Here is a 25,943-nt window from a genome sequence, read left to right as displayed (position 1 = left end):
TCACGGCCCTGTCCGTACAGACTCTGGCCCGACCCACTCAATGGAGAAACAGCTGTGGATACTCTGTTCACCAAGATCATCAACAGAGAAATACCCGCGAAGATCATTTACGAGGATGACCAGGTCCTGGCCTTCCACGATATCGCCCCACAGGCGCCGGTGCATTTCCTGGTCATTCCGAAAAAGCCGGTACGCACGCTCAATGACCTGACCGAAGAGGACAAGGCCCTCGCCGGGCATATCCTGTTCACCGCCCAGCGCCTGGCCCTGGAACTGGGCTGTGAGAAAGGCTTTCGTGTGGTGATGAACTGCAATGAAGAAGGTGGGCAGACCGTCTATCACATCCATATGCATGTGCTGGGTCAGCGCCAGATGCATTGGCCGCCGGGCTGATACCCCCCAAGGAACACACCGTTCTGTAGGAGCCTGGCTTGCCAGCGAAGGGGGCCTTGAGGGCGCAAAAGCTTCGCGGGCAAGCCCTGCTCCTACAGGGTTAGCGGTGTCTGCAAGATTGTGTATGGCTGTAACATTCCCCGCCCACTGACCCAACTCAAACCTTCCGCTCTCGATTGCGGTAAACTGCAGGCCGAGATTTTTCCCGGAGGTCAGCATGACTACCCAACGTCACTACTCGCCGATTGACCGTCTTCTGCTGCAAGCCGATACCGCCATGCGCACCCTGCTGCCGTTCAGCGGCCAGCCTTACCGTCCGTCGCCGGCCATCGTGCAGCCCGACGCGTCGCTGAGCGAGGACGACAGCCGTCACGTCGCCGGCCTGATGCGCATCAACCATACCGGGGAAGTCTGTGCCCAGGCGCTTTATCAAGGCCAGGCCCTGACCGCCAAGCTGCCCCACGTCCGCGCCGCCATGGAAAAGGCCGCTGAAGAAGAAGTCGATCACCTGGCCTGGTGCGAACAACGCATCCGCCAGCTGGGCAGTCATCCCAGTGTGCTCAACCCGCTGTTCTATGGCTTGTCCTTCGGCATCGGCGCCGCCGCCGGGCTGATCAGCGACAAAGTCAGCCTGGGTTTTGTCGCCGCCACCGAAGACCAGGTGTGCAAGCACCTGAACGAACACCTGGAACAGTTGCCGGCCGAGGACGAAAAGTCCCGGGCGATCCTCGAGCAGATGCGCATCGACGAAGAACATCACGCCGAATCCGCACTGAACGCTGGCGGTTTCCGCTTCCCGGCCCCGGTGAAGTTCGGCATGAGCCTGCTGGCCAAGGTCATGACCAAGAGCACCTACCGCATCTGACCCACAGCGACTCCGCCACGGAGCCGACAAAAAGAAGGGCGCCACAGGGGCGCCCTTCTTTATTTGGCCGAAAAACCTACGTCGGCATATTTCGCGCGTAGAAGATTTCCAGCATTTCGTGTTTCACCCGTTCAGTCACCTGGCTGCGCTGTTCCGCCGAGAGGTTGCTGGTGGCGTCACCGAACAGGTAGTTGTCCAGTTCAAAGTCCTTGAGCAGCATCTTGGTGTGGAACAGGTTTTCCTGGTACACGTTCACATCCGTCATCTGATAGCTCTTGCGGCTGTCTTCCGAGAGATAGTTCTGGATCGAGTTGATCTCGTGGTCGATGAAGTGTTTCCGGCCTTCGACATCACGGGTGAAACCGCGCACGCGATAATCGACGGTGACGATATCCGAGTCGAACTGGTGAATCAGGTAGTTGAGGGCTTTGAGCGGTGAGATGACGCCGCAGGTCGACACATCAATGTCCACACGGAATGTCGCGATACCGTCGACCGGATGGATTTCCGGGTAGGTATGCACCGTGATATGGCTCTTGTCGAGGTGAGCCAGGATGGTCTCGGGCAACGGGCCCGGGGATTCTTCGATCTGGCTGTCGGTTGGCGTCACCGGCTGCTCGGAGATCAGGATAGTGACACTGGCACCTTGAGGGTCGTAGTCCTGACGCGCGATGTTCAGGATATTGGCACCAATGATATCCACCACTTCCGTGAGGATCTGCGTCAGGCGTTCCGCGTCGTATTCCTGGTTGATGTACTCGACGTAGGCCTGCTGGTCCTGCGGGGTTTCCGCATAGCAGATGTCATAGATGTTGAAGCTCAAGGTCTTGGTCAGGTTGTTGAACCCGTGGAGCTTGAGTTTGCTTTTCACCGTTGGAAACTCTCTATGTCGATGCGGCACCGCCGCGTGATCAAGCATGCCCGTCAGTTGTGAACGACACAGCTGCGTAGGACGGTTAACACCTCTTCGCGATGGCGACTCTGGTTGCTGTTCGGATCCGCGGCCGCAGGCGTGCTGCTGGCCGGGCGCCCTGAAAAAAGTGGCGCGCTATGCAGACCTGAACGAGTGCTCGCCAGAGTCTGCATGGACTTTATGATAGTTGAATGTCGACTCAGCCGAGTTCGATGATCTCGTAGTCGTGAGTGATGGCAACGCCAGCAGCACCGAGCATGATCGAAGCCGAGCAGTATTTCTCCGCCGACAGCTCGATCGCCCGCTTGACCTGGGCTTCCTTCAGGCCACGGCCCTTGACCACGAAATGCAGGTGGATCTTGGTGAATACCTTGGGATCTTCAGTCGCGCGCTCGGCTTCGAGAAAGGCTTCGCAGCTTTCAACCGGCTGACGGGCTTTCTTCAAGATGCTGACCACATCGAAGTTGCTGCAACCGCCCAGGCCCAATAGCAGCATTTCCATGGGACGAACGCCCAGGTTGCGACCACCGCTTTCCGGCGGACCGTCCATGACCACCACATGCCCGCTACCGGACTCTCCGAGGAACATGGCTTCGCCAGCCCATTGGATGCGTGCCTTCATCACCTAGACTCCACTGCTGAAAAAAGGGAGCCAGCTTAGCACAGCCCCCCGCTCCGACAGGAAGCCGGCAACGGGCGACGACCGGTTAGTCAGCCACCTAAATTCCCCATTTTCCACACAATGCCTCTGTTATGCTGGCGCCAAATCGCTGGCGTTCTGCCAGCGTTGCAGCTATGCCTAAAAAAACAAACCACACCGCGCAGTCTTTTCGGGATACCACCATGGTTGCTCTGGCTTCCGCTTCCTCCCCCAAGATCAAGAACCTCGACAAACTGCTGATGCATTGTCAGCGCCGCCGCTACCAGGCCAAGAGCAATATCATTTGTGCCGGTGATCGTTCGCAAACCCTGTCGTTCATCATCAAGGGCTCGGTCACGATCCTGATCGAAGATGACGACGGACGGGAAATGATCATCGCCTACCTCAATGCCGGCGATTTTTTCGGTGAACTGGGTTTGTTCGAGCAGGCCGGCCATGAACAGGAGCGCAGCGCCTGGGTGCGGGCCAAGGTCGAATGCGAAGTGGCGGAGATCAGCTACTGCAAATTCCGCGAACTGGCCCAGCAGGACCCGGATATTCTCTACGCCCTCAGCGGCCAGATTGCCCAACGCCTGCGCAATACCACGCGCAAGGTCGGTGACCTGGCGTTCTTCGACGTCACTGGCCGAGTTGCCCGTTGCCTGCTCGAACTGTGCAAGCAACCCGATGCCATGACCCACCCCGATGGTATGCAGATCAAGATCACCCGTCAGGAAATCGGCCGGATTGTTGGTTGCTCGCGGGAAATGGTCGGACGGGTACTCAAGGATCTGGAAGAGCAGAACCTGGTGCACGTCAAAGGCAAGACCATGGTGGTATTCGGCACCCGTTAAGGCTGGAAGATATCCTGCAACATCTGTTGGTACAGCTCGCTGAGCCGCTCAAGGAATAGCGGCGCGGCATACACCTCATGCAAGGCGACATGGCTTTGCGCCCTGACCCGGGCATCCAGCTGACAGGCCTGGTTGAAGCGATTGACCGCCGCCACCATCGAATCGCGCTCGTTATCCATCAGCATCGCCCCATGCACCAACCCCACCGGCCGAGTGCCACCCTGGCTCTGGCGCCAGCGCTGGGCGGTGCCGACCATCTTGCGGCCATTGAGGTTGACGTTGAAGCGGCCGTCGCAAAACGCACCGTCGATTTCGCCCAGGGATGACACGCCCCCCAGCTCATCAAGGGCATCGCAGATCGGCTGGCACAGGCGCCGATAACCGGTTTCGATACGATTCTGGTCACCTTCGTGACGGGGCGGAGCATACACCAGGGCAATATTGACCGTGGCGCCGGACTGCGGCACCGGCTCGCCGCCGGTTTCACGCAGCAATACCGGCCAGCCGGTGGCCGCCAGGTCATCGCACGCCGCGTCGAACCCCGGCAAACGATTCAAGCGCCGTGGCATCACCAGGGCACGGTCGCTGGGTTGCCAGAACAACAACCCCCAATCCTGCTCACCGGCACAGACCGAGGCCAGCAAATCCTGCTCGGCGCGCAGGCCGGCTTCAACGGTGAGGGCAACAGCCAGGGGCATCGAGGTCATCCTGATAGCAAGTCCCGGTCAGTCGAGGGTCGAACCGCTGATGGCCGGTGCGCCACGCTCGGGGAAAAACAGCCGCTGCAGTTCATCGCCCGGGCTGTCCGCGCGCATGAAGGCCTCGCCTACCAGGAACGAATAGACCTCGCTGATTTCCATCAGCTCGACATCCGCCCGGTTGAGAATACCGCTCTCGGTAATCACCAAACGATCCCGAGGGATGATCGGCAACAGGTCGAGGGTGGTTTCCAGGCTGACCTCAAAGGTGTGCAGGTTGCGGTTGTTGATCCCGATCAGCGGCGTGTCGAGGACCTTCAAGGCCCGCTCCAGTTCGGCGGCGTCATGGGATTCCACCAGCACATCGAGACCGACGCCCTTGGCTACCGCGGCCAGTTCGGCCATCAGCCCGTCGTCCAGCGCCGCGACGATCAGCAGGATGCAATCGGCGCCGAGGGCACGGGCTTCGACGATCTGATACGGGTCGACCATGAAATCTTTGCGGATCACCGGCAACTTGCACGCCGCGCGCGCCTGTTGCAGGTAAAGGTCGGAACCCTGGAAATAGTCGACGTCGGTCAACACCGACAGGCAGGTCGCCCCGCCCTTTTCGTAGCTGCGGGCGATATCGGCCGGAATGAAGTTCTCGCGGATCACACCCTTGCTCGGCGAAGCCTTCTTGATTTCGGCAATCACCGCCGGCTGCTTCTGCTTCGCACGCCCGATCAGCGCCTGGGCGAAACCACGCGGTGCATCGGCGGCCCGTGCCAGCGTCTCAAGCTCGGCCAGGCTCACACGGGCGCGGCGCTCAGCCACTTCCTCGGCCTTGCGGGCGAGGATCTTCTCCAGAACGGTTGGCACACTCATCCTTCATTCTCCTGCTTGAATACGGCGGTGAACGCGCCCAGCTCTTCGAGTTTTTCCCGGGCAAGGCCGGTGTGCAGTGCATCGTGAGCCAAGGCTACGCCTTCTTTGAGGCTGCTGGCATGGTCGGCGGCATACAGCGCGGCGCCGGCATTGAGCACGATCATTTCGGCGGCCTTCTGGCCGTTCTCGGTCTTGCGACGACCCAGGGCATCGCGGATCAGTTCCAGGGATGCCGCCGGACTCTCGACCACCAAGCCAAATAGACTCTGGCTTTTTATACCCAAGTCTTCCGGCTGAACCCAGTATTCAGTTATTGCACCATCTTTCAGCTCCGCCACAAAGGTCGGCGCGGCAAGGCTGAATTCGTCCAGGCCATCCTGGGAATGCACCACCAATACATGCTTGCTACCCAGGCGGTGCAGCACTTCGGCCAATGGCCGGCACAAGGCCTGGGTGAAGACACCGACCACCTGATGTTTCACGCCGGCCGGATTCGTAAGCGGGCCGAGCATGTTGAACAAGGTGCGCAGGCCGAGATCGCGGCGCGGACCGGCGGCGTACTTCATGGCGCTGTGATGGGTCTGGGCGAACATGAAGCCGATGCCGACATTGTCGATGCAACGCGCCACCTGGACCGGGGTCAAGTTGAGGTAGATACCGGCGGCTTCGAGCAGGTCGGCACTGCCGCTTTTACCCGAGACCGCGCGGTTGCCGTGCTTGGCCACAGTGCAACCGGCAGCGGCCACCACAAAGGCGGACGCGGTGGACACGTTGAAAATATTCGCGCCGTCACCGCCGGTGCCGACCACATCGACCACGCCGTCGAGGGTCTTGAGTTCGACCTTGTCGGCCAACTCGCGCATCACCGAGACCGCACCGACGATTTCGTCGATGCTTTCGCTCTTCATGCGCATGGCCATCATAAAGGCGCCGATCTGCGCCTCGGTGCATTGCCCGGTCATGATTTCACGCATGACGTCGCGCATTTCTTCGGTGCTCAGGTCCAGATGGCCGACGATACGGCCCAGCGCTGTCTTGATATCCATGAAAACTCCTTAGCGCGTGCCGCCGGTCTGTTTGAGAAAGTTGGCGAACAGCTCGTGGCCCTGCTCGGAGAGAATCGACTCGGGGTGGAATTGCACCCCTTCAATGTTCAGTGTCTTGTGCCGCAGGCCCATGATCTCGTCGACCGAGCCGTCTTCCAGTTGGGTCCAGGCGGTCAGCTCCAGGCAGTCCGGCAAGGTTTCGCGCTTGACGATCAAGGAGTGATAGCGGGTAACGGTCAGCGGCAGGTTCAAACCGGCGAACACGCCCTTGCCTTCATGGAACAGCGGGCTGGTCTTGCCGTGCATCACCTGGCGGGCCCGCACCACATCGCCGCCAAAGGCCTGGCCGATGGATTGGTGACCGAGGCAGACCCCGAGGATCGGCAGCTTTCCGGCGAAATACTTGATGGCCTCCAGGGAAATGCCCGCCTCGGTCGGCGTGCACGGGCCTGGAGAGACGACAATGCGTTCCGGCTTGAGGGCTTCGATTTCGGCCACGGTCAACTCGTCATTACGCACGACCTTGACGTCCGCGCCCAGCTCACCGAGGTATTGCACGACGTTGTAGGTAAACGAGTCGTAGTTATCGATCATCAGCAACATGACAAAAAGCTCCTCAGGCGTCGGACGCGGGGGTTTGTTCAGCGAGGGCGACAGCACGGAACATCGCGCGACGCTTGTTCAGCGTTTCTTCCCACTCCAGCGCCGGCACCGAGTCGGCGACGATGCCGCCACCGGCCTGCACATGCAGCTCGCCGTCCTTGATCACCGCGGTCCGAATGGCAATGGCGGTGTCCATATTGCCGTTCCAGGCGTAGTAACCGACCGCGCCGCCATACACACCGCGCTTGACCGGCTCCAGTTCATCGATGATTTCCATCGCGCGAATCTTCGGCGCACCGGACAGCGTGCCCGCCGGCAGGATCGCGCGCAGGGCGTCCATGGACGTCAGGCCGCTCTTCAGTTGCCCGGTGACGTTGGACACGATGTGCATCACATTCGAGTAACGCTCGATCACCATCTTCTCGGTCAGCTTCACCGAACCGATCTCGGACACCCGACCGGTGTCGTTGCGGCCCAGGTCGATCAGCATCAGGTGCTCGGCGATTTCCTTGGCGTCGGACAGCAGGTCGTCTTCCAGGGCCAGGTCGGCTTCCTCGGTAGCACCCCGTGGACGGGTACCGGCGATGGGACGGACGGTGATCAGGTTGTCTTCGACCCGCACCAGCACCTCCGGCGAACTGCCGACCACATGGAAGTCACCGAAGTTGAAGAAGTACATGTACGGCGTCGGGTTGAAGCAGCGCAACGCCCGGTACAGGTCGATGGGCGCGGCCTTGAAATCGATGGACATGCGCTGCGACGGCACGACCTGCATGCAGTCACCGGCAAGGATGTATTCCTTGATGGTGTCGACTGCCCGCTCGTAGTCACCCTGGGTGAAACTCGAACGGAACACCGGGTCGGCGGCCGGTGGCCGGTCGAGTTCCAGGCCGCGACGCGGAATGATCGGCTGGCGCAGTTGTTCCAGCAATTCCTGCAGACGCGCCTGGCCTTGTTCGTAGGCGTTGTCCTGGGACGGATCGGCCAGGACGATGGCGTGCATCTTGCCCGCCAGGTTGTCGAAGACCACCACGGCGTCGGAAACCATCAACAGGATATCGGGTACGCCCAGCGGATCCGGGTTCGGGCATTTACCCAGACGCTTTTCCACATAACGCACACAGTCATAACCGAAGTAGCCCACCAGCCCGCCGTTGAAACGCGGCAACCCGGCGATGGTCGGCACGTTGTAGCGTGCCTTGAAGGTCTCGACGAAATCCAGCGGATCCTCGGCCTCGCAACGCTCGATCTCGACGCCGTCGTGAGTCACGCTGACCTGGTGGTCGTGCACCCGCAGCACGGTGCCGCACGGCAGGCCGATGATCGAATAACGGCCCCATTTCTCGCCGCCCTGCACCGACTCCAGCAGGTAGGAGTTGGGCTGGTCGGCCAGTTTCAGGTAGATCGACAACGGGGTATCGAAGTCGGCCAGGGTTTCGCAGGCAAGCGGGATGCGGTTGTAGCCGGCAGCGGCCAAACGCAGGAATTCTTCGCGGGTCATCATATGCCTCGTGGCTTGAGGGTCGAACAGTCAGGTATGCAAACGCGCCGCATGAGTCGCGGCCAGGATCAAGTCAGGCGCGCCAACGCCAGCGGGCCAGGGCCTTGATGACTTTCATCCAGAGTTTGCGAGTAACCACCACGATGGCGTTTCCAGGAGGGGATTGAACAGAGTCCACCGACATTAGCTCAGCGCCAGCTTCCAGGCAACCGGGAATCAGCGCCCGCAGATCGTCGATGACCAGCGCGGGCTCTTCTTCGGCGATCGGCCGGCCATGGTTGTAGCCATAGCTGAGGGCCACGCAGGTGACGCCGGCGGCCTTGGCGGCCTGCACATCACTGCGCGAGTCACCGATAAACAGGCACTGCGAGGCCGGGATACCAGTCATTTTCATCACATGGAACAGCGCCGCCGGGTCGGGCTTGCGCTGCGGCAAGGTGTCGCCGCCGATGATCAGGCGGAAAAACCGTCCCAGTTTCATTTCATCCAGCAAGGGCGCGACGAACTGCTCCGGCTTGTTGGTGATCAGGGCCATTTCCATGCCCTGCTTGTGCATCCAGCTCAGGGTTTCGTGCACGCCGGGATAGACCTGGGTCAGCTCATGACCACCGGAATAGGCCTCCATGAAGATCGCCAACGCCTGCTCGGCTTCGCCGTCGTCGACGCCCGAGTGATCGATATGACCGGCCAGCGCCCGACGTACCAGAACCAGCACGCCGTTGCCAACCCACTCGCGCACCGCGTGCAGCCCGGCCACCGGACGCCCGAGGGCGAGCAGCATTTTATCCACCGCCAGGGCCAGGTCGGGCACCGAATCCACCAGCGTCCCATCCAGATCGAACATCACCAGCTTGGGCAAACGGCCCGGAAAAAGCTGCTCGAACACGGTCATGATCGAGCCAGCGCCAGTTCGGCGCGCATTTTCTCGATGACTTCACGGTAGTCCGGGGCGTTGAAGATCGCCGAGCCGGCGACAAAGGTGTCGGCGCCGGCCGCGGCGATTTCGCGGATATTGTTGACGTTCACGCCGCCGTCGATTTCCAGGCGGATATCGCGGCCCGAGGCATCGATCAGGGCGCGCGCTTCACGCAGCTTGTCGAGGGTGCCGGGAATGAACTTCTGCCCGCCAAAACCCGGGTTGACGCTCATCAGCAGGACCATGTCGACCTTGTCCATCACATACTTGAGCACGTCCAGGGGCGTGGCCGGGTTGAACACCAGGCCGGCCTTGCAACCACCTTCGCGGATCAGTTGCAGGGAACGGTCGACGTGCAGCGTGGCTTCCGGGTGGAAAGTGATGTAGGTCGCACCGGCTTCGACGAAGTCGCCGACGATGCGGTCCACCGGGCTGACCATCAGGTGTGCATCGATGGGCGCGGTGATGCCGTACTTGCGCAGTGCCGCGCAGACCATCGGGCCGATGGTCAGGTTGGGCACATAGTGGTTGTCCATGACATCGAAGTGCACGAAGTCGGCTCCGGCAGCGAGCACGTTGTCCACTTCTTCACCCAGGCGGGCGAAATCGGCGGAGAGAATCGACGGAGCAATGACGAAGGGCTGCATGACGCACCTTTTTTGAGCAGAATCACGATGGCGGGCATTGTATACCGCCCGCTTTGCCCCGCCCACCGTGACCGCGACGATTGGCCATGCAAGCCTGGAATGCTTGAGCCAAAGCCCTCAGTAAGCGGCGCGGTAGATCTTTTCGATGTCCACCGCGCTCAGGCGACGGGGATTGTTGCGCATCAAACGCTCGGTGGCCGCCGCCTCCTCGGCCATGGCCGGGATCGCGTCCAGGGGTACGCCGAAGCTTGCGAGACCGGCGGGAATCTCCACCGCGGCGCACAGATCGGTCATGGCAGCGACGGCTTTGTCGGCCGCTTCGATCAGGCTCAGACCCGTGACATTGACACCCATGGCGATGGCAATGTCCCGCATGCGCTCGACACAGGCGATCTTGTTCCAGCTCATGACATAGGGCAGCAACAGGGCATTGCTGACCCCGTGGGCGATATTGAAGCGTCCACCCAACGGATAGGCCAGGGCATGTACGGCACCGACGCCGGCATTACCGAAAGCCATCCCGGCCATCAGGCTGGCGGTGGCCATTTCCTCACGGGCTTGGAGGTTGGACGGGTTGGCGTAGGCCTTGGGCAGCGCCGTGGCAATCAGCTTGATCGCGCCAATGGCCAGGGCATCGGTAATCGGCGAGGCATTGAGTGACAGGTAGGCTTCGATCCCGTGAACCATGGCATCGACGCCACTGGCGGCGGTGACGCTGCGCGGGCAGGTCAGGGTCATCTGCGGGCTGACCAGTGCCACATCCGGCAGCAGGTAATCGCTGACGATGCCCTTTTTCAGCTGGGCCTGCTTGTCGGAGAGAATGGCGACATTGGTCACCTCGGAGCCGGTGCCGGCGGTGGTGGGGATGGCGATCAGCGGCGGGCCCTTGCGCGGTACCTGATCAATGCCGAACAGATCCTCCAGGGCCCCGTGATAACCGGCGTAGGCGCCCACGCTTTTAGCGATGTCGATGGCGCTGCCACCGCCCAGGCCGATCAGGCCGTCGTGCCCACCTTCGCGGTAGGCCCGCATGCAGTCCTCGACAATGGCGATTTCCGGGTCGGGCAGCACACGGTCGAAGATTGCATAGGTGCGCCCACCCAGGTGAGCCAGTGCCAGCTCGACGGTCCCTGACTTGACCAGTGCCGCATCGGTCACGATCAACGGATGGTCGACATTCAGCCGGGTCAGCTCATCGGCCAATTGCTCGATGGCGCCACGGCCGGTGATCAGTTTATGGGCGATCTTGAATGAGGAAATGCTCATGCTCGCAGCCTTCTTGTCGTGATGATCAGGGCACGGGCAAGCATAACCGGGATTGGCTTTGCTCTGTCATCCAGAAGATGAATTCAGGTTGTGAATGGGAAATGCGCTCCCATGAGCGCCATGAAACCTGTAGGAGCAGGGCTTGCCCGCGAAGGCGTCCTTAAAGGCGCCAAAAGCTTCGCGGGCAAGCCCTGCTCCTACAGGTCCCATGGTGTTTTCAAGAGATCATTTTCAGACCTGGGTCGTGCGCAGTTTCTCGCTGCGCCCGCGCAGCCATTCCAGGGTCAGCAGCAGGATCACCGAGAAGACAATCAGCAAGGTCGCCGCCGCGGCGATGGTCGGGCTGAGGTTCTCGCGAATGCCACTGAACATCTGCCGGGGCAGGGTCGCCTGTTCGGGGCCGGCAAGGAACAGGGTCACCACCACTTCGTCGAACGAGGTCGCAAAGGCAAACAGCGCCCCGGAAATCACCCCCGGCGCGATCAGCGGCAGGGTCACCCGGCGGAACGCCGTCAGTGGCGAGGCCCCCAGGCTGGCCGCAGCACGTACCAGGTTGTGATTGAAACCCTGCAAGGTCGCCGACACGGTGATGATCACAAAGGGCACGCCCAACACCGCATGCACCACGATCAACGAGAAGAAACTGTTACCCAGCCCCAGGGGAGCGAAGAACAGGTAGCTGGCCACACCGATGATCACCACCGGCACCACCATGGGCGAGATCACCAGGGCCATCACCAGCGGCTTGCCCGGGAAATCGCCCCGGGTCAGGCCGATCGCCGCCAGGGTCCCGAAGACCATCGCCAGCGCCGTGGCCGCCGGAGCGACGATGATGCTGTTGCGCAAGGCGCGCATCCATTCCGCCGAGGCGAAGAAGTCCTGGTACCAGTGCAGCGAGAAGCCTTGCAGCGGATAGACGAGGAAACTGCCCGAGTTGAACGACAGCGGGATGATCACCAGCACCGGCAGGATCAGGAACAGCAGGATCAGCCCGCACAGGGTGCGCAAACTGTAGAACCAGACCCGCTCGACGGGCGACATGTAGGGGCTCAGCATTTCTTATTCTCCTTAGCTCAGGCGCAGGCGGCTGGCGCCCACCAACCGGCTGTAAATCAGGTACAGGACCACGGTCGCCAGCAGCAGCAGGCCACCCAGGGCGGTCGCCATGCCCCAGTTGATGCTGGTGTTGGTGTAGAAGGCGACGAAGTAGCTGACCATCTGGTCGTTCGGGCTACCGAGCAGGGCCGGGGTGATGTAGTAACCAATAGCCAGGATGAATACCAGCAGGCAACCCGCGCCCACGCCGGCATAGGTCTGCGGGAAGTACACCCGCCAGAAGCTGGCGAACGGATGACAGCCCAGGGAGATTGCCGCGCGCATATAGGTCGGCGAGATGCCCTTCATCACGCTGTAGATCGGCAGGATCATGAACGGCAGCAGGATGTGCACCATGGAGATGTAGACGCCGGTGCGGTTGAACACCAACTCGAGCGGCTTGTCGATCACCCCCATGGCCATCAACGCGCTATTGATCAGGCCACCGGACTGCAACAGCACGATCCAGGCCGCGACCCGCACCAGGATCGAAGTCCAGAACGGCAGCAGCACGAGGATCATCAACAGGTTGCTCTGCCGCGACGGCAGGTTCGCCAGCAGGTAGGCCAGCGGGTAGGCCAGCACCAGGCAGATGGCGGTGATCACCAGGCCCATCCAGAAGGTGCGGGCAAAGATATCGAGGTAGATCGCCTGGTCCGGGGTGGCCGGGGCCAGTTCGCCGAGGTCGTCGATCCGATGGTCGACGGCCGCCAGCAGGTAATAAGGGGTGATGCTGCTGGTATTGCGCCGGATCGCCTGCCAGTACGCCGGATCACCCCAGCGTTCGTCGAGGGCTTCCAGGGCTTCTTTATAGGAGGCCGGTTCGGTCTTGAACGGCAGGGCGCGCGCGGTCTTGGTCAACAGGCTGCGATAGCCGGCCAGTTCCATGTTCAGGCGCTTGGACAGATCGCCCAGGGTCTGATTCTTGCGGGCGTCGCCGAGGTCTTCGCTCAAGGCCTTGTAGACCGGCTCGCCGGGAAGGCTCTTGCCGTCCCAGGCGGCGACAGCGACCACGGTGCGCGGCATGGCGCCGACCACTTCCGGGTTACCGACACTTTTATAGAGCAGCGCCACGATGGGCACCAGGAACACCAGTAACAGAAACAGCACCAGCGGTGCAATCAAGGCCTGGGCCTTCCAGCGGTTGACCCGCTCGGCACGCGCCAGGCGCTGCTTCAAGGTGGGACTGGTGACCTCGTTCAGAGGAACGGTGAGGGCCATGGCGAACTCCGGAATTCTTTTATTGTTACAGCGGGCAGTGTCGCGTTGCCGCGCACCGCCCGCTGTTCTTGGGACCTGCTGTGTTACTTGGCAGCCCAGGCGTTGAAGCGCTGTTCCAGCTGCTCACCGTTATCCGCCCAGAAGGCAACGTCGATCTGCACCTGGTTGGCGATGTTTTCCGGGGTGGTCGGCATGTCTTTCAGGATGGCTTTATCGAGCAACGGGACCGCCTGGACGTTGGCCGGGCCGTAGGCGATGTTTTCCGAGTAGACCTTCTGCTGCTGCGGCATCACCGAGAAGGCGATGAATTTCTTCGCCGCTTCAAGACGCTCGCCCTTCAGGCCTTTTGGAATCGCCCAGGCGTCGAAGTCATAGACGCCGCCGTTCCAGACCACTTTCAGGTTGCTTTCTTTCTGTACCGCGGCGATCCGACCGTTGTAGGCCGAGCTCATCACCACGTCGCCGGAGGCGAGGTACTGCGGCGGCTGCGCGCCGGCTTCCCACCACTGGATATTCGGCTTCAGCTCGTCGAGCTTCTTGAATGCACGGTCCTGGCCATCCTTGCCGGCCAGTACCTTGTAGACGTCTTTCGGCGCCACGCCGTCAGCCATCAAGGCGAATTCCAGGGTGTACTTGGCGCCCTTGCGCAGGCCACGCTTGCCGGGGAATTTCTTGGTGTCCCAGAAATCCGCCCAACTGGTCGGTGCACTGCTCACTTTGTCAGCGTTGTAGGCCAGTACCGTCGACCAGACGAAGAAGCCCACGCCGCAAGGCTGGATGGCGCCCTTGACGTAATCTTCGCCCTTGCCGAACAGCGCCGGGTCGAGGGGTTCGAACATGTCTTCGTCGCAACCGCGGGACAGTTCCGGCGACTCGACCTCTACCAGGTCCCAGGACACGCTCTTGGTGTCGACCATGGCCTTGACCTTGGCCATTTCACCGTTGTACTCGCCGGCCACGATCTTGCCCTTGCCCGCCGCCTCCCACGGCGCATAGAACGCCTTGACCTGTGCGGCCTTGTTCGCGCCACCAAAGGACACCACGGTCAGGTCGGGCCCCGCCATGGCATTTGCCGCGCACATCAGCCCAAGGGTCAGGGCGCTGAATTTCAGGGATTTAAGCATTTATTCTTCTCTCCACAGTGCAGGTTGGTGAAGCACGGGGCGATGGATTCGCCTCTTGGGTTACCGCGATCAACTGGCGTCCAGTAACGGATCGAGCGCGCGAACGTGCTCCACTTGCCAGCCGATAGGTACGACGTCGCCGACCGCCAGGGCTGGGTCCAGCTCGGCAATGGGCTGTTTCACGAAAAAGTCGGTCTTGCCGCAGACTTCCAGGCGCACACGCACGTGGTCGCCCAGATAGATGAACTCGGCCACGCGGCCCGAGAAGCGGTTGACGCAAGACTCGCTGGAGCCATTGAGGCTGATGCGTTCCGGACGGATCGACAGGGTCACCGGCTCGCCGGTCTTGCCGACGTTCACCGCCAGTGCCTCGACCTTCTCACCACGGCCGAGCTCGACCACGCAGCGATCACCGCTGTGACTGTGCAGGCGGCCGTTGAGGCGGTTGTTCTCGCCGATAAAGTTGGCGACGAAGGTGTTCTTCGGTTCTTCGTAGAGGGTGCGCGGCGGCGCGATCTGCTGGATCTCGCCCTGGTGGAACACCGCCACGCGGTCGGACATGGTCAGGGCTTCGCCCTGGTCGTGGGTCACGTAGACCACGGTCACGCCGAGGCGCTGGTGCAGGTGCTTGATTTCCATCTGCATGTGTTCGCGCAACTGTTTGTCCAGTGCACCGAGGGGTTCGTCCATCAGCACCAGTTGGGGCTCGAACACCAGGGCCCGGGCCAACGCCACCCGCTGCTGCTGGCCACCGGACAACTGCGCCGGGTAGCGCTGGGCGAACTTGTCGAGCTGGACCATGCCCAGCACCCGCTTGACCCGCTCGCTGACGTCGGTCTTGCTCAAACCGCGCACGGTCAACGGGAACGCCAGGTTCTCGGCGACGGTCATGTGCGGGAACAGGGCGTAGTTCTGGAACACCATGCCGATGTCGCGTTTGTGCGGCGGGACATTGTTGATGGAGCGGCCGGCCAGCAGGATCTCGCCGGCGGTCGGGGTTTCGAACCCGGCCAGCATCATCAGGCTGGTGGTCTTGCCGGAACCGGAAGGCCCGAGCAGGGTCAGGAATTCGCCCTTGCGAATGTCCAGGTTGAGGTCTTTGACGATCAGGTTCTCACCGTCGTAGCTTTTTTGTACGCCACGAAAGCTGACCAGTACATCGTTCGCCCCAGCGCTTGAATCAACCTCGCTCATACCCTCACCTTTTTGTTTTGGACTGCCGTGGGGCTAAGCCTAGTGAAGGCTGATGGCAGCGCAAATCGGGGGGCGGGAGAGATTGTCCTCAGCCGTCTGGAAGAATTGGGGTAGGGATTGCCCTACAAGGATGGCGGGATTGGATAAGCCTGCAAGCCGCTGCCGACGGCGAGGCCCGGAACAGCGTCAGACGACCATCCAAGGCTGTCGCAAATGGATATGTGCATACCTGTTTTTGTAGGAGCGAGCTTGCTCGAGATGGTGACCCAGGCTCCGCGGGGCATCAGACTTCCCGCGTTATCGTTAACGTCCATCGCGAGCAAGCTCGCTCCTACAAGGTCAGGGAATTCCGCCTCAGAGCAGCTTGTGCTCCATCGCGTATTTCACCAGTTCGGCCAGGGAGGTGATGTTGAGCTTCTGCATCAGGCGCGCCTTGTGGGTGCTGATGGTCTTGCTGCTCAAGGCCAGTTGCTGGGCGATGTCGTTGACGTTGGCGCCCTGGGCCAGGCGCTCGAATACCGAAAACTCGCGCTCCGAGAGCAAGGCGTGCAGTGGTCGCGAATCGGTCAGGCCGACTTCGAAGACCATGCGGTCGGCCAGGTCCGGGTCAATGTAGCGACCGCCGGCCGCGACCTTGCGGATCGCCGTCAGCAACAGCGCCGGATCGCTGTCCTTGGTCGCATAGCCGGCGGCACCGACCTTGAGCGCCCGAGCCGCCATCTGCGCCTCGTCGTGCATGGACAGCACCAGGATCGCCGGGGGATTGTTCAACGCGCGAATCCGCGGGATGGCCTCCAGGCCGTTGACACCCGGCATCGAGATATCCAGCAGGACCACTTCGCAGGGCGTATGGCGCAGGACTTCGAGCAGTTGTTCGCCATTGCTGGCCTCCCCCACCACGGACAGGTCCTTGGCCAGACCGATCAACTGCTTGATGCCCTCGCGGACAATGGTGTGGTCTTCGGCTACCAGTACGCGGATCACGTTTATCTCCAGGTTGAATCAGTCGGACCGCTATCGCCGGCAAGCGGCTCCTACAAGGTATAGGCTGTATGCAAGATCACCATTCGGCGTAAACACTGTGGGAGCTGGCGTGCCAGCGATGGGGCCATCAAAACCTACACATCCAACGGCACCCGTGCGCTGAGAGTCGTCCCCTCGCCCACCACGCTTTCCAGGCGCAACGTGCCGCCGAGCATCAATACCCGCTCACGCATGCCGACCACTCCAAAGGAGGTCGGCCTGCCGCTGGCGGAAACGAATCCTACGCCATCATCACTGATGGTCAGGCATAAATCCTCGCCCTCAACGGTCAGTGTCAGCTCAACAGTATGCGCCTGGGCATGGCGCATGACGTTGGTCAGCGCTTCCTGGAGGATACGAAACAGGCCGATGGCTTTTGCATCGCTGAGGGCCGGCAGATGCTCCGGCACTTGCACCAGGCAGGGAATCTGCGTCCGCCCCTCGAACCGCCGGGCCTGCCATTCGATGGCCGAGGCAATGCCAGCATCGAGAATCGGTGGGCGCAAGGCCGTCGCCACATCCCGGACCAGTTGGAACAGTTGAGCAATCAGCTTCTTCATGCTGTTGAGCCGATCATTCAGGCCCGGATCGAGCTGAGCATAGGCCAGTTCGCACATGGACGTTTCCAGCTTGAGCACCGTGAGCATCTGCCCCAGTTCGTCGTGAACCTCCCGGGCGATACGGGCCTTTTCCTCTTCACGGACGCTTTCCAGGTGGGCCGACAGCTCGCGCAGCTGTTCGCGGGACGCCGCCAGTTCCAGCTCGATGCGCTTGCTCTCGCTGATATCCCAGACGATACCGTCCCAGACCACGCTGCCATCCTCCAGCCGACGGCTGATGGCCTTGATCTCGGCCCAGCGCTGGCGGCCTTCGCGGGTCATGATCCGGCCTTGCCAGGACCAGTCGCTGTCCGCCTCCAGCGCCCGATCCTGGGTCTGGTGGTAACCGGCCCTGTCCTCCGGATGCACCAGGCTGCGCAAGCCGATCTCCTGCCGGCGCAGGGTCGCCGGGGCATAGCCCACCAGACTCTCGCTGCCTTCGCTGATATAGGGAAAATGCAGCTCGCCGGTCAGCGGCACACGCTCCAGGCGGAACACCAGACCCGGCACGTTAGCGGCGATTGCCTTCAAACGCGCTTCGCTTTCCTGGGCTGAGGCCAGCGCACGGCGGCGCTCGGTGACGTCGTTGAGGTAGACCACCAGGTATTCGCCCTCGCGAAAACGCAGGAAGCTCAACGACACATCAGCCGGCAGGACGCTGCCATCGGCGCGAACGCATTGGGTTTCCAGGCTTTGCGGGCCTTCCTCGCTAGCCCGGGCACGCTTCCACAGGTTCAGCCAGCGATCCATGTTCAGGTTCGGATCGAAGTCGATCAAGGGGCGGTCGAACACCCCGCCGGGCGGATAACCGAGCATCTCTTCCGCCGCCCGGTTGGCATAACGGACATGGCTGTCCCAGTTGACCCAGAGAATCCCCACCGTGCTCTGGTCGATGGAAAACTGGGTCAGGCGCAGGGCTTCTTCACTCGCCTCACGCCGGGCGAGGGCTTCCCGGGCCGCGAGCAGCTCATGCTCCAGGCTGTGCTGCTGGCGACGCAACCAGAAGATGATGGCCAGGCCCGCGAACAACAACACCGCCAGCAGCAGACAGAGGTTTTGCCAGAAACCCGGTGACTCAGTCAGGCGCGGGTACTTCGGTTGCAGCCAGCGGGCATGCAGTTGCTCCAGATCCCGCGCCGGGATCGCATGCAAAGCCTTCTCCACAACCCCCGCCAGTTCCGGCCAGTCGCGCCGTGTCGCCACTCGCAGTAGCTGCGGCAAGCCGATATCGCCAACCACCGCCAGCCCGGCAAACTCTTCTTCGTTGGACAGGCGACTGAGCTGCGCCTCATCGATCACCGCGTAGCGAGCCTGCTGGCTCGTCAACAATTGCAGGGCCTGGCGCTCCAGCGGCACACCCTGCAGATTGAGATTGGGGTAGGTGTTGCGCAGGTAATCGGCGACCGTACTGGGCATGCGCACGGCCACGCGGGTCTGGCTGTCGAGTTTTTCCAGCTCCACGGCGCCGGCGCCGTTGCGTTCGCCCACCACCAGTTGCGGTACACGCATATAAGGATCGGAGAACAGCCACAGGCGCAGCCCCGCCGGGGTCTGGGTCAGCCCCGGCGCGAGGTCGATCTCGCCTTCGCGCAAGGCTTTTTCCAGTTGCGTCTGATCGGGAAAGTTACGCCAGGTCAACTCGACATCGAGGCTCTTGGCCACCCAGGCCATCAGTTCCACATTGGCCCCGGACAAGCGCTGCAGCCGACGGTCGTATTGCGCATACGGCGCCTGCAGGACCAGACCGACCCGCAACTCGTGGTGCTGGTCGAGCCACTCGCGCTGCTCGCCGGACAAGACAACCCCTTGCCCATGGGAAGCAGGCGCCGCCCAGGCAATCAAGGGAAAACACAAACAGCCGATAACCCACAGGCAGCAAAACCGTATCATTCGACGCTCACACACTGACAAATGCTGACCAACCCATTAGGCTGCCAGGATGACTCTGGCCTGGAAAATTCGATGCCTCTTCTCTACCGCCTGGCACTGCCCGCGCTGTGCCTGTCGCTGATACTACCTTGTGCCGCGCCCGTCATGGCCGCCGATCCGGCGCCGGCCGCGGCGCAGAAGCCCGCCGAAAAGCCGGTGGAGCGCCAACCCCTGCTCGAGCGTAGCCAGGAAGACGCGACCGCGCTGGAACACCAATTGCCCCAGCAGGAACAACAGCAACTGCAAGCCGGCGGCGACAGTTTCCTGGCCTTGTGGAAACCGGCCAACACGCCTTCGCCCCTGGGCGCGGTGATCCTGATTCCCGGTGCCGGCGAAACCGCTGACTGGCCCCAGGCAATCGGCCCGTTGCGGCGCAAGTTCCCGGATGCGCAGTGGAGCAGCCTGAGCCTGACCCTGCCGGACCTGCAAAGCGACGCGATCCAGCCACGGGTGGACGAAGCGCCCAAGGCACCGGCGGCGACCGCCAGTAACAGCAAGGACGCCAGCACCACGGCCAAGCCCATCGAACAGGCGGCCAGCGCCGAAGCCGAGGTGGTCGACCAGGCCGCCGTGCAAACCGCTGAAGATCAGTTGAAAGCCGACGCAGAGCGGATCTTCGCACGAATCGACGCGGCGATTGCCTACGCCAAGCAGCAAAATGCTCGCAGTGTGGTTCTCCTGGGCCATGGCACCGGCGCTTACTGGGCGGCCCGCTACATGAGCGAAAAGCCTTCGCCACAGATCCAGAAACTGCTCCTGGTGGCCGCGCAGACGCCGACCACTGCGCCACAGAACCTGGCTCAGATCACCCCTGGACTGAAACTGGCGACGGCGGATTTCTTCTACCAGGACCGGCCGCTGGATCGCAAAGCCGCACTGGAGCGGTTGCAGGCCAGCAAGCGGCAGAAAACCACAAGCTACAACCAGATCGCGCTGAAGGCCCTGCCGGGCAATGCCGGGCAGGAACAGTTATTCCGGCGCATCCGTGGCTGGTTGAACCCGCAGGATGTGGGCGGTCTCTGAAACGTAGCGCCTAACGGAAATCCCTGCGCTCGCGAATCAGCACATAGGCATTGTGCAAATCGCGGGTTTTTTCCGTGGCCTCGCGCACTTGTAGAGGCGTCGCGCCACTGCCCGCGATCTTGTCCGGGTGGTGGCGACTGAGCAGGCGCCGATAAGCCCGCTTGATTTGCGCCGGCTCACTGTTGGCCGCCACGCCCAATAACACCAGCGCCTCCTCATAAGTCCCGGTCGTGTTCGACAGCACCTTGCGCCCCGGCTCGTAGTCATGGGCCAGGGCCTGGACCTGATGGCTGGTCCAACCCAGCCATTTGCCCCAGAGCATGATCAACTCACGCTCCGTCGTCCCGACCCGACCGTCGGCCCAGACCATTCGCCAGCACGCCCGCAAAACGCCTTCGGCGGCATGGGGCTGGGCCTTCAGGTGATTCAGGTAGCCGCGCAGTCGATCATTCCCCGACTTGCCCCGGTTGAACGCGGCAATCGCCCGGCGCCGCGCCGCATCAGCCATATCCAGTTGACGCATTTCCTCGCGCGCCTGCTGGATATGTCCGTCGACCACCTGCCCATCGCTCTTGGCCAGTCGCCCCAACAAGACAAACAGCAATTCATCGTTGCGTAACGCCGGCTTGCCCCCCAGGCGCTCGCGCAAATGGGCAAGGCTGTGCAATTGCAGGCGCCGATCCAGCGCCTGCCCGAGTAACGCGCCCAACATGGCCCCCGGAATACTGGCGATCGCAAAACCCGCCCCGGCTCCAATCAGAGTCCCTGGCCACAACATAATCAGTGTCTCTCTTTCAACAATTGCTCGACTTGCGCCAGGCGCTCCACGGTGCCGACATCCACCCAGTGTCCGTGCATGTGCTCTCCACTCACCAGCCCCCGCGCCATCGCCTCGCGCCACAACGGCGCGATCTTGAAGGCGCCGTCCGAGCAGGCGGCAAACAGTTGCGGGTGCAGGACTGAAATACCGCTGTAGGTCAGCTTCTCGCCCAGCGCCCCACCGTCATGCAGTTGGCCGTCGAGCAGGTTGAAGTCGCCCCCGGCCGGGTGGTGTGGCGGATTGTCGACCATGACCAGATGCGCCAGACCGGCAATCGGCCGACGTAGCGAAGCAAAGTCATAGTCAGTCCAGATGTCGCCATTGACCACCAGGAAGGGCTCATCACCCAACAGCGGCAACGCACGGAAGATACCACCACCGGTTTCCAGCGGCTCCCCCTCGGGCGAATAGGCGATGCTCAGGCCATAGCGGGAACCGTCGCCGAGGTAGTCTTCGATCTGCTGTCCCAACCAGGCGTGGTTGATCACCACCTCCTTGAACCCGGCGGCCGCCAGCGCCCGCAGGTGATAGTCGATCAGCGGCGTGCCGTTGGCACGGATCAGCGGCTTGGGGGTGTGCAAGGTCAACGGACGCATCCGCTCGCCTTTGCCGGCAGCCAGGATCATTGCCTTCATACCTCGGCCCCCACCGGCCGACGCAGGCTGGCCAGCAACTCGCCCAGTTCGGCCAGCTCCGGACGGCGCGCTACCACCGCTTCTATATAAGCGAAGAAGCGCGGTACATCGGCCAGGTAACGTGGCTTGCCGTCACGATGGCAGATGCGCGCAAAGATCCCGATCACTTTCAGATGACGTTGCACGCCCATCAGGTCGCTGGCCCGGAGGAATTCCTCGAAATCGGCCTGTACCGCGATACCGGCACCTGTCGCCTTCTGCCAATAATCCTGCAGCCAGCCCCGTACCCGGGCCTCGGGCCAACTGAGGAAGGCGTCCTTGAACAGGCAGGTGATGTCGTAGGTCACCGGCCCATAGACCGCATCCTGGAAATCCAGCACACCAGGGTTGGGCTCGCTGGCCATCAGGTTGCGCGGCATATAGTCACGGTGCACCAGCACTTTTGGCTGGGCCAGGGCGCTGTCGATCAGCCGGTCGCTGACTCGTTGCCACATCGCCAACTGCGCGGGATCGAAAGCGCGGCCCAGCTCATGCCCGACGTACCACTCGGGAAACAGCTCCAGCTCACGGCGCAGCAAGGCCACGTCATAACTCGGCAGTTCGCTGTCCATCGGCAGTTGCTGGAAAGCCAGCAGGGCGTCGATGGCATCGGCGAACAACCCATCGGCGTTGTCGCTGTCGATCACGTCCAGATAGGTCTGGTTGCCCAGGTCATTGAGCAAAAGAAAACCGTTTTCCAGATCCTGCGCGTGAATTTTCGGCACGTTGATTCCGGATTTCGCCAGCAAATGGGCGATATCCACAAAAGGTTTGCAGTTTTCCCGGGGTGGCGGAGCGTCCATGACGATCAAACTACGGCCCCCGCCCTCCCAACGGAAGTAGCGTCGAAAACTCGCGTCACTACTGGCCGCGGTCAACGTAGCCGGGGGGATGGTGCCCCAGCCTTCGCCCAGAAAGAGCGTTTCCAACTGCCGATCCAGCCAAACTTTCAGGTGTTGCAAGCGTACATCTTGGTCAGGCATTACATGGGTCTCCGACGACGCTAGCCGTCAAGCGGGTGTTGCTTTATTATCCAGCATCTTGTGCGACACGCGTAGCGTGCCTCCAGCTTGGCGATGAGGAGTCATCGTCAGGGGTTTCTCTACTGAGAACCAATAGTCCGGCACCCAATCCGGGAAACAAAACCGCCCAAGAGGTCCATCGCTTAAAAGGACTCGTTGACGCTGCGGCGCAATAGCGAAACCCAAAGGCCGCCCAGCACTCGGACGCGCGGCTATGGTCCCTCAAGGACCGGGAGTGCTCTGTCACAGCGCAGGAATCGACATGCATAAGCGTCGAATTCATACAGCAGATGTATCGGCAGGCCAGGCAGATCTCCACAATTGTTTTTCAGGAGTTCTGTCCAGACTGACCGGCAACTTTGGCTTGATGATTGCCGTTTTCACAGCAGTCATGGTTATGGCCATCCATCTCGACAAGTAGCGCTTCACATCGGCCGTTTGGCCTCACCCTGGCGGGAAGAATCCCCGCAGGGGTTCCTCTTGCCTGAAAACAGGAGGAAACATCATCTCGACAGGCCGCTCAAGGTCCCTGTCAATTTCCAACCGGAGACACGAGCGAAAGCTCTGTCTGTCATTGTCCAACCATTGCCTTCATGGAGTGGGAGCGGACTCGTTGTGCGACCAACGATAGCCTAGGAAGACATGCGTCACTGGTAACGGTGAGGTATGAAGCTCTTCCAACAACGTAGCCCCCGCAAGGGCATGAACTTACCGCGAGGTAAGCCATGGATGCTCGGAGCAGTACCGGGTTGAGGCGCTAGGCTGGCTGGCACGGGTAACGTAAGTGAACTGCTGATAAACGCCGTAAGGATAACCATGCCCAAACTGCTGTCAGGCATGAACCAAAAAGGTGCGGGGCCAGTTATTCCTGTGGGATGTGGGAATACGTCGCTACAAAGGCCCCCGGTGGAAAGGCAGACCCTAAACCAATCGTGTGACAGGCAGGGAACGTGGTAAGCCCGTATGGCTGCCTTCGGGCAGGTGAACCGCAAGGGGATCTGTTGGCTATGCGGGTATGGGATCGCAGAGAAAGCGAACGCCGGACTGTAATCGTTCGGATAGGGGTTGGAACATCACCCCACGGGAAACCGGGCAGACTTCTGCGTGGTCTTTTATCGCATGAATGCTGAGTGAGACTGTCTCAATGAACACGGAGGTCCCGCGGTAGCGGACCTTCTATTAACCCACCCTGACGGGGACGTCCATTCCCGTCAGGGGATGCATACGTCTTCGCTTGGGGAAACTTGAGAGGAAGGCAGCATGTTAGAACACAGCCAAATGGCCGTGTCTGCGCCTTCCGGCGCTCCGCAACAATGGCACGACATCGATTGGTGCCGAGTCCAGCGGAACGTCCGGGCGATGCAGTTACGGATTGCGAAGGCTTGTAGGGAAGGCGACTGGCGCAGAGTGAAAGCCCTGCAACGAATGCTGACCCGCTCACCCTCGGCCAGATATCTGGCCGTACGGCGAGTCACTGAAAACCAGGGCAAGCGTACGGCGGGAGTCGACCGCGTGCTCTGGGATACACCCGACGCCAAATGGAAAGCGGTCGATGGAATGAAGCGGCACGGATACAAGCCCCGGCCCTTAAGGCGGGTATTTATTCCAAAGTCGAATGGAAAGGAACGCCCTCTGGGCATCCCGACCATGGCGGACAGAGCAATGCAAGCGCTGCATCTGCTAGCTCTGGCCCCCATTGCTGAAACTACCGGTGATCCGAACAGCTACGGCTTTAGGATCGAAAGATCCACGGCGGATGCAATGGGACAGCTGTTCGTTTGCCTATCCAAGAAGCTCTCAGCCAAATGGGTTTTGGAAGCGGACATAAAAGGTTGCTTCGACCATATCAACCACGACTGGCTGATCAACAACGTCCCTACGGACAAAGTGATCCTTCGGAAATGGTTAAAAGCTGGAGTGATTCATAAAGGCCAGCTACAGGCAACGGATGCCGGTACGCCACAAGGCGGGATTATCTCGCCGACCTTGGCAAACATGACGTTGGATGGCCTGGAAACACAGCTCAAGCAACATCTGGGCGTGACAAAGGCCAAGAAGCTGAAAATCAACGTGGTGCGGTATGCGGACGATTTCGTCATCACCAGCGACTCGAAAGAGGTACTGGAAAATGAGGTCCGCCCTTGGATAGAGCATTTTCTGGCGGTACGCGGACTACAGCTCTCTCCCGAGAAAACGCACGTCATTCACATTGAGAAGGGCTTTGATTTTCTGGGTTGGAATTTCCGCAAGTACGATGGGAAGCTTCTGATCAAGCCAAGCAAGAAAAACGCGAAAGCGTTCTACCGCAAGGTAAAGGAGGTCATCAGTACCAACAAAGCGGTATCACAGGAGGATCTGATCCACCTGCTGAACCCAATGCTGCGGGGCTGGGCACTGTATCACCAACCCGTAGTAGCCAAGAAAGCGTACAGCCGCATGGATTTCCAAATATTCCAAGCAATATGGCGCTGGGCAAGACGGAGGCACTCGAACAAAAGCCTCGACTGGATCAGAAAGAAATATTTTCAGACCGTCGATGGCCGAAATTGGGTGTTCTGCACCACGTTACTGACAGAGGCAGGTGACAAGAGGGCGATCAGGCTGTACACCCTGGAGGATACGCCGATCGAGAGGCACAGAAAAATCAGCGGGGAATACAACCCGTTTGATCCTGAGATGGAAGAAATGGGCGAGAAGCTTCGGATGTCCCGGATGTTCGGGAAGCTGAAATACCGCAAGCAGGTATCAACCCTGTTTCAATCACAACAAGGGCTCTGTCTACTTTGCAAGAACCCCATAACTAGGGAGACTGGGTGGCATGACCACCACATCATTTATCGCTCACAAGGCGGTGGTGACTCGCTAAACAACCGGGTACTATTGCATCCCATTTGCCACCAGCAGCTTCACGCTCGTGGTTTGACAGTGTGCAAACCGGCTCCCGATTCTGGGGGTTCAATAAAGACTTGAGCCGTATGCGCTGAAAGGCGCACGTACGGTTTTTAGGGGG

25 protein-coding genes are annotated in these 25,943 nt (G+C 61.1%); 6 read left to right on the top strand and 19 right to left on the bottom strand.

Features of this window, described 5'->3' with window-relative positions; translation table 11 throughout:
• Positions 1-54 precede the first annotated feature (54 nt).
• A complete protein-coding gene (locus tag M5C01_RS23665) occupies positions 55-393 on the top strand; it encodes a histidine triad nucleotide-binding protein (RefSeq protein ID WP_007947975.1) in 339 nt (112 codons plus the stop codon).
• A gap of 217 nt (positions 394-610) precedes the next feature.
• The gene (gene coq7, locus M5C01_RS23660) at positions 611-1,258 is read left to right on the top strand and encodes a 2-polyprenyl-3-methyl-6-methoxy-1,4-benzoquinone monooxygenase (protein WP_103495737.1); all 648 of its coding nucleotides are present in this window, start codon (positions 611-613) and stop codon (positions 1,256-1,258) included.
• A 76-nt stretch (positions 1,259-1,334) separates the two neighbouring features.
• Here the strand turns inward: coq7 and speD are convergent, their stop codons facing one another.
• Together speD and M5C01_RS23650 are read right to left on the bottom strand one after the other, a co-directional pair.
• On the bottom strand, positions 1,335-2,129 hold the full coding sequence (gene speD, locus M5C01_RS23655) for an adenosylmethionine decarboxylase (RefSeq protein WP_103495736.1): 795 nt from the start codon (positions 2,127-2,129) through the stop codon (positions 1,335-1,337).
• A 241-nt stretch (positions 2,130-2,370) separates the two neighbouring features.
• Positions 2,371-2,793: an OsmC family protein gene (locus tag M5C01_RS23650; RefSeq protein ID WP_103495735.1), complete on the bottom strand. Its 423-nt coding sequence runs from the start codon at positions 2,791-2,793 to the stop codon at positions 2,371-2,373.
• Between the two features lie 221 nt (positions 2,794-3,014).
• Between M5C01_RS23650 and crp the strand changes: the two genes are divergently transcribed.
• Entirely contained in the window at positions 3,015-3,665 is a 651-nt protein-coding gene (gene crp, locus M5C01_RS23645) for a cAMP-activated global transcriptional regulator CRP (RefSeq protein ID WP_103495734.1), read from the top strand.
• On the opposite strand, the gene M5C01_RS23640 is transcribed toward crp, so the two are convergent.
• The 14 genes from M5C01_RS23640 to M5C01_RS23575 all read right to left on the bottom strand — a co-directional run bounded on the left by M5C01_RS23640 (position 3,662) and on the right by M5C01_RS23575 (position 19,355).
• Positions 3,662-4,363: a lipoate--protein ligase family protein gene (locus M5C01_RS23640; RefSeq protein ID WP_152741034.1), complete on the bottom strand. Its 702-nt coding sequence runs from the start codon at positions 4,361-4,363 to the stop codon at positions 3,662-3,664. The two genes, crp and M5C01_RS23640, sit on opposite strands and share 4 nt — an antisense overlap.
• Positions 4,364-4,390: 27 nt before the next feature.
• Positions 4,391-5,230 (bottom strand): indole-3-glycerol phosphate synthase TrpC, encoded by an 840-nt coding sequence (trpC, locus tag M5C01_RS23635; RefSeq protein WP_103495732.1) that lies wholly within the window; start codon positions 5,228-5,230, stop codon positions 4,391-4,393.
• Positions 5,227-6,276, bottom strand: coding sequence for an anthranilate phosphoribosyltransferase (gene trpD / locus M5C01_RS23630; RefSeq protein ID WP_103495731.1), 1,050 nt, complete (start codon positions 6,274-6,276; stop codon positions 5,227-5,229). The genes trpC and trpD overlap by 4 nt, the downstream gene beginning before the upstream one ends.
• Before the next feature lie 9 nt (positions 6,277-6,285).
• Positions 6,286-6,879, bottom strand: a complete 594-nt coding sequence (locus M5C01_RS23625) for an aminodeoxychorismate/anthranilate synthase component II (RefSeq protein WP_103495730.1) — start codon at positions 6,877-6,879, stop codon at positions 6,286-6,288.
• A gap of 13 nt (positions 6,880-6,892) precedes the next feature.
• Positions 6,893-8,380 (bottom strand): anthranilate synthase component I, encoded by a 1,488-nt coding sequence (gene trpE / locus M5C01_RS23620; RefSeq protein ID WP_152741035.1) that lies wholly within the window; start codon positions 8,378-8,380, stop codon positions 6,893-6,895.
• A gap of 73 nt (positions 8,381-8,453) precedes the next feature.
• Positions 8,454-9,272: a phosphoglycolate phosphatase gene (locus tag M5C01_RS23615; protein WP_152741036.1), complete on the bottom strand. Its 819-nt coding sequence runs from the start codon at positions 9,270-9,272 to the stop codon at positions 8,454-8,456.
• Positions 9,269-9,943: a ribulose-phosphate 3-epimerase gene (gene rpe / locus M5C01_RS23610; RefSeq protein ID WP_152741037.1), complete on the bottom strand. Its 675-nt coding sequence runs from the start codon at positions 9,941-9,943 to the stop codon at positions 9,269-9,271. The genes M5C01_RS23615 and rpe overlap by 4 nt, the downstream gene beginning before the upstream one ends.
• Before the next feature lie 117 nt (positions 9,944-10,060).
• On the bottom strand, positions 10,061-11,209 hold the full coding sequence (locus M5C01_RS23605) for an iron-containing alcohol dehydrogenase (protein WP_152741038.1): 1,149 nt from the start codon (positions 11,207-11,209) through the stop codon (positions 10,061-10,063).
• Between the two features lie 231 nt (positions 11,210-11,440).
• Entirely contained in the window at positions 11,441-12,265 is an 825-nt protein-coding gene (locus M5C01_RS23600; protein ID WP_103495725.1) for an ABC transporter permease, read from the bottom strand.
• Between the two features lie 12 nt (positions 12,266-12,277).
• Positions 12,278-13,525, bottom strand: a complete 1,248-nt coding sequence (locus M5C01_RS23595; RefSeq protein ID WP_103495724.1) for an ABC transporter permease — start codon at positions 13,523-13,525, stop codon at positions 12,278-12,280.
• Positions 13,526-13,608: 83 nt separating this feature from the next.
• Positions 13,609-14,649: an ABC transporter substrate-binding protein gene (locus tag M5C01_RS23590; protein ID WP_103495723.1), complete on the bottom strand. Its 1,041-nt coding sequence runs from the start codon at positions 14,647-14,649 to the stop codon at positions 13,609-13,611.
• Between the two features lie 69 nt (positions 14,650-14,718).
• Positions 14,719-15,843, bottom strand: a complete 1,125-nt coding sequence (locus M5C01_RS23585) for an ABC transporter ATP-binding protein (protein WP_103495722.1) — start codon at positions 15,841-15,843, stop codon at positions 14,719-14,721.
• A gap of 354 nt (positions 15,844-16,197) precedes the next feature.
• Positions 16,198-16,827 (bottom strand): response regulator transcription factor, encoded by a 630-nt coding sequence (locus M5C01_RS23580; protein ID WP_100940518.1) that lies wholly within the window; start codon positions 16,825-16,827, stop codon positions 16,198-16,200.
• A gap of 134 nt (positions 16,828-16,961) precedes the next feature.
• Positions 16,962-19,355, bottom strand: a complete 2,394-nt coding sequence (locus M5C01_RS23575) for a sensor histidine kinase (RefSeq protein ID WP_152741041.1) — start codon at positions 19,353-19,355, stop codon at positions 16,962-16,964.
• A gap of 72 nt (positions 19,356-19,427) precedes the next feature.
• Here M5C01_RS23575 and M5C01_RS23570 point away from each other — a divergent pair, with 72 nt between their 5' ends.
• Positions 19,428-20,417: an alpha/beta hydrolase family protein gene (locus M5C01_RS23570; RefSeq protein ID WP_152741042.1), complete on the top strand. Its 990-nt coding sequence runs from the start codon at positions 19,428-19,430 to the stop codon at positions 20,415-20,417.
• A 10-nt stretch (positions 20,418-20,427) separates the two neighbouring features.
• Here M5C01_RS23570 and M5C01_RS23565 read toward each other — a convergent pair whose 3' ends face one another.
• Genes M5C01_RS23565 through M5C01_RS23555 form a run of 3 tightly spaced genes read right to left on the bottom strand, consistent with a single transcriptional unit; the run spans position 20,428 to position 22,894 of the window.
• A complete protein-coding gene (locus tag M5C01_RS23565; RefSeq protein WP_152741043.1) occupies positions 20,428-21,195 on the bottom strand; it encodes a TerB family tellurite resistance protein in 768 nt (255 codons plus the stop codon).
• A 2-nt stretch (positions 21,196-21,197) separates the two neighbouring features.
• Positions 21,198-21,872 (bottom strand): N-acetylmuramate alpha-1-phosphate uridylyltransferase MurU, encoded by a 675-nt coding sequence (gene murU, locus M5C01_RS23560; RefSeq protein ID WP_103495717.1) that lies wholly within the window; start codon positions 21,870-21,872, stop codon positions 21,198-21,200.
• Positions 21,869-22,894 carry a phosphotransferase gene (locus M5C01_RS23555; RefSeq protein ID WP_152741044.1) on the bottom strand — a complete coding sequence of 342 codons (1,026 nt, stop codon included), beginning with the start codon at positions 22,892-22,894 and terminating at the stop codon, positions 21,869-21,871. Before M5C01_RS23555 ends, murU begins: the two co-directional genes overlap by 4 nt.
• A 301-nt stretch (positions 22,895-23,195) precedes the next feature.
• Between M5C01_RS23555 and M5C01_RS23550 the strand changes: the two genes are divergently transcribed.
• Positions 23,196-23,354 carry a hypothetical protein gene (locus M5C01_RS23550; protein ID WP_177103792.1) on the top strand — a complete coding sequence of 53 codons (159 nt, stop codon included), beginning with the start codon at positions 23,196-23,198 and terminating at the stop codon, positions 23,352-23,354.
• An 839-nt stretch (positions 23,355-24,193) separates the two neighbouring features.
• The gene (ltrA, locus tag M5C01_RS23545; protein WP_152741045.1) at positions 24,194-25,903 is read left to right on the top strand and encodes a group II intron reverse transcriptase/maturase; all 1,710 of its coding nucleotides are present in this window, start codon (positions 24,194-24,196) and stop codon (positions 25,901-25,903) included.
• The last annotated feature ends 40 nt before the right edge of the window (positions 25,904-25,943 follow it).

Origin of the sequence: Pseudomonas sp. MWU12-2319, from assembly GCF_023242525.1 — a bacterium.
GTDB classification, from domain to species: domain Bacteria; phylum Pseudomonadota; class Gammaproteobacteria; order Pseudomonadales; family Pseudomonadaceae; genus Aquipseudomonas; species Aquipseudomonas gingeri_D.
The sequence above is the reverse complement of the archived record's forward strand: the minus strand, read 5'-3'. Positions and strand labels throughout refer to the sequence as shown.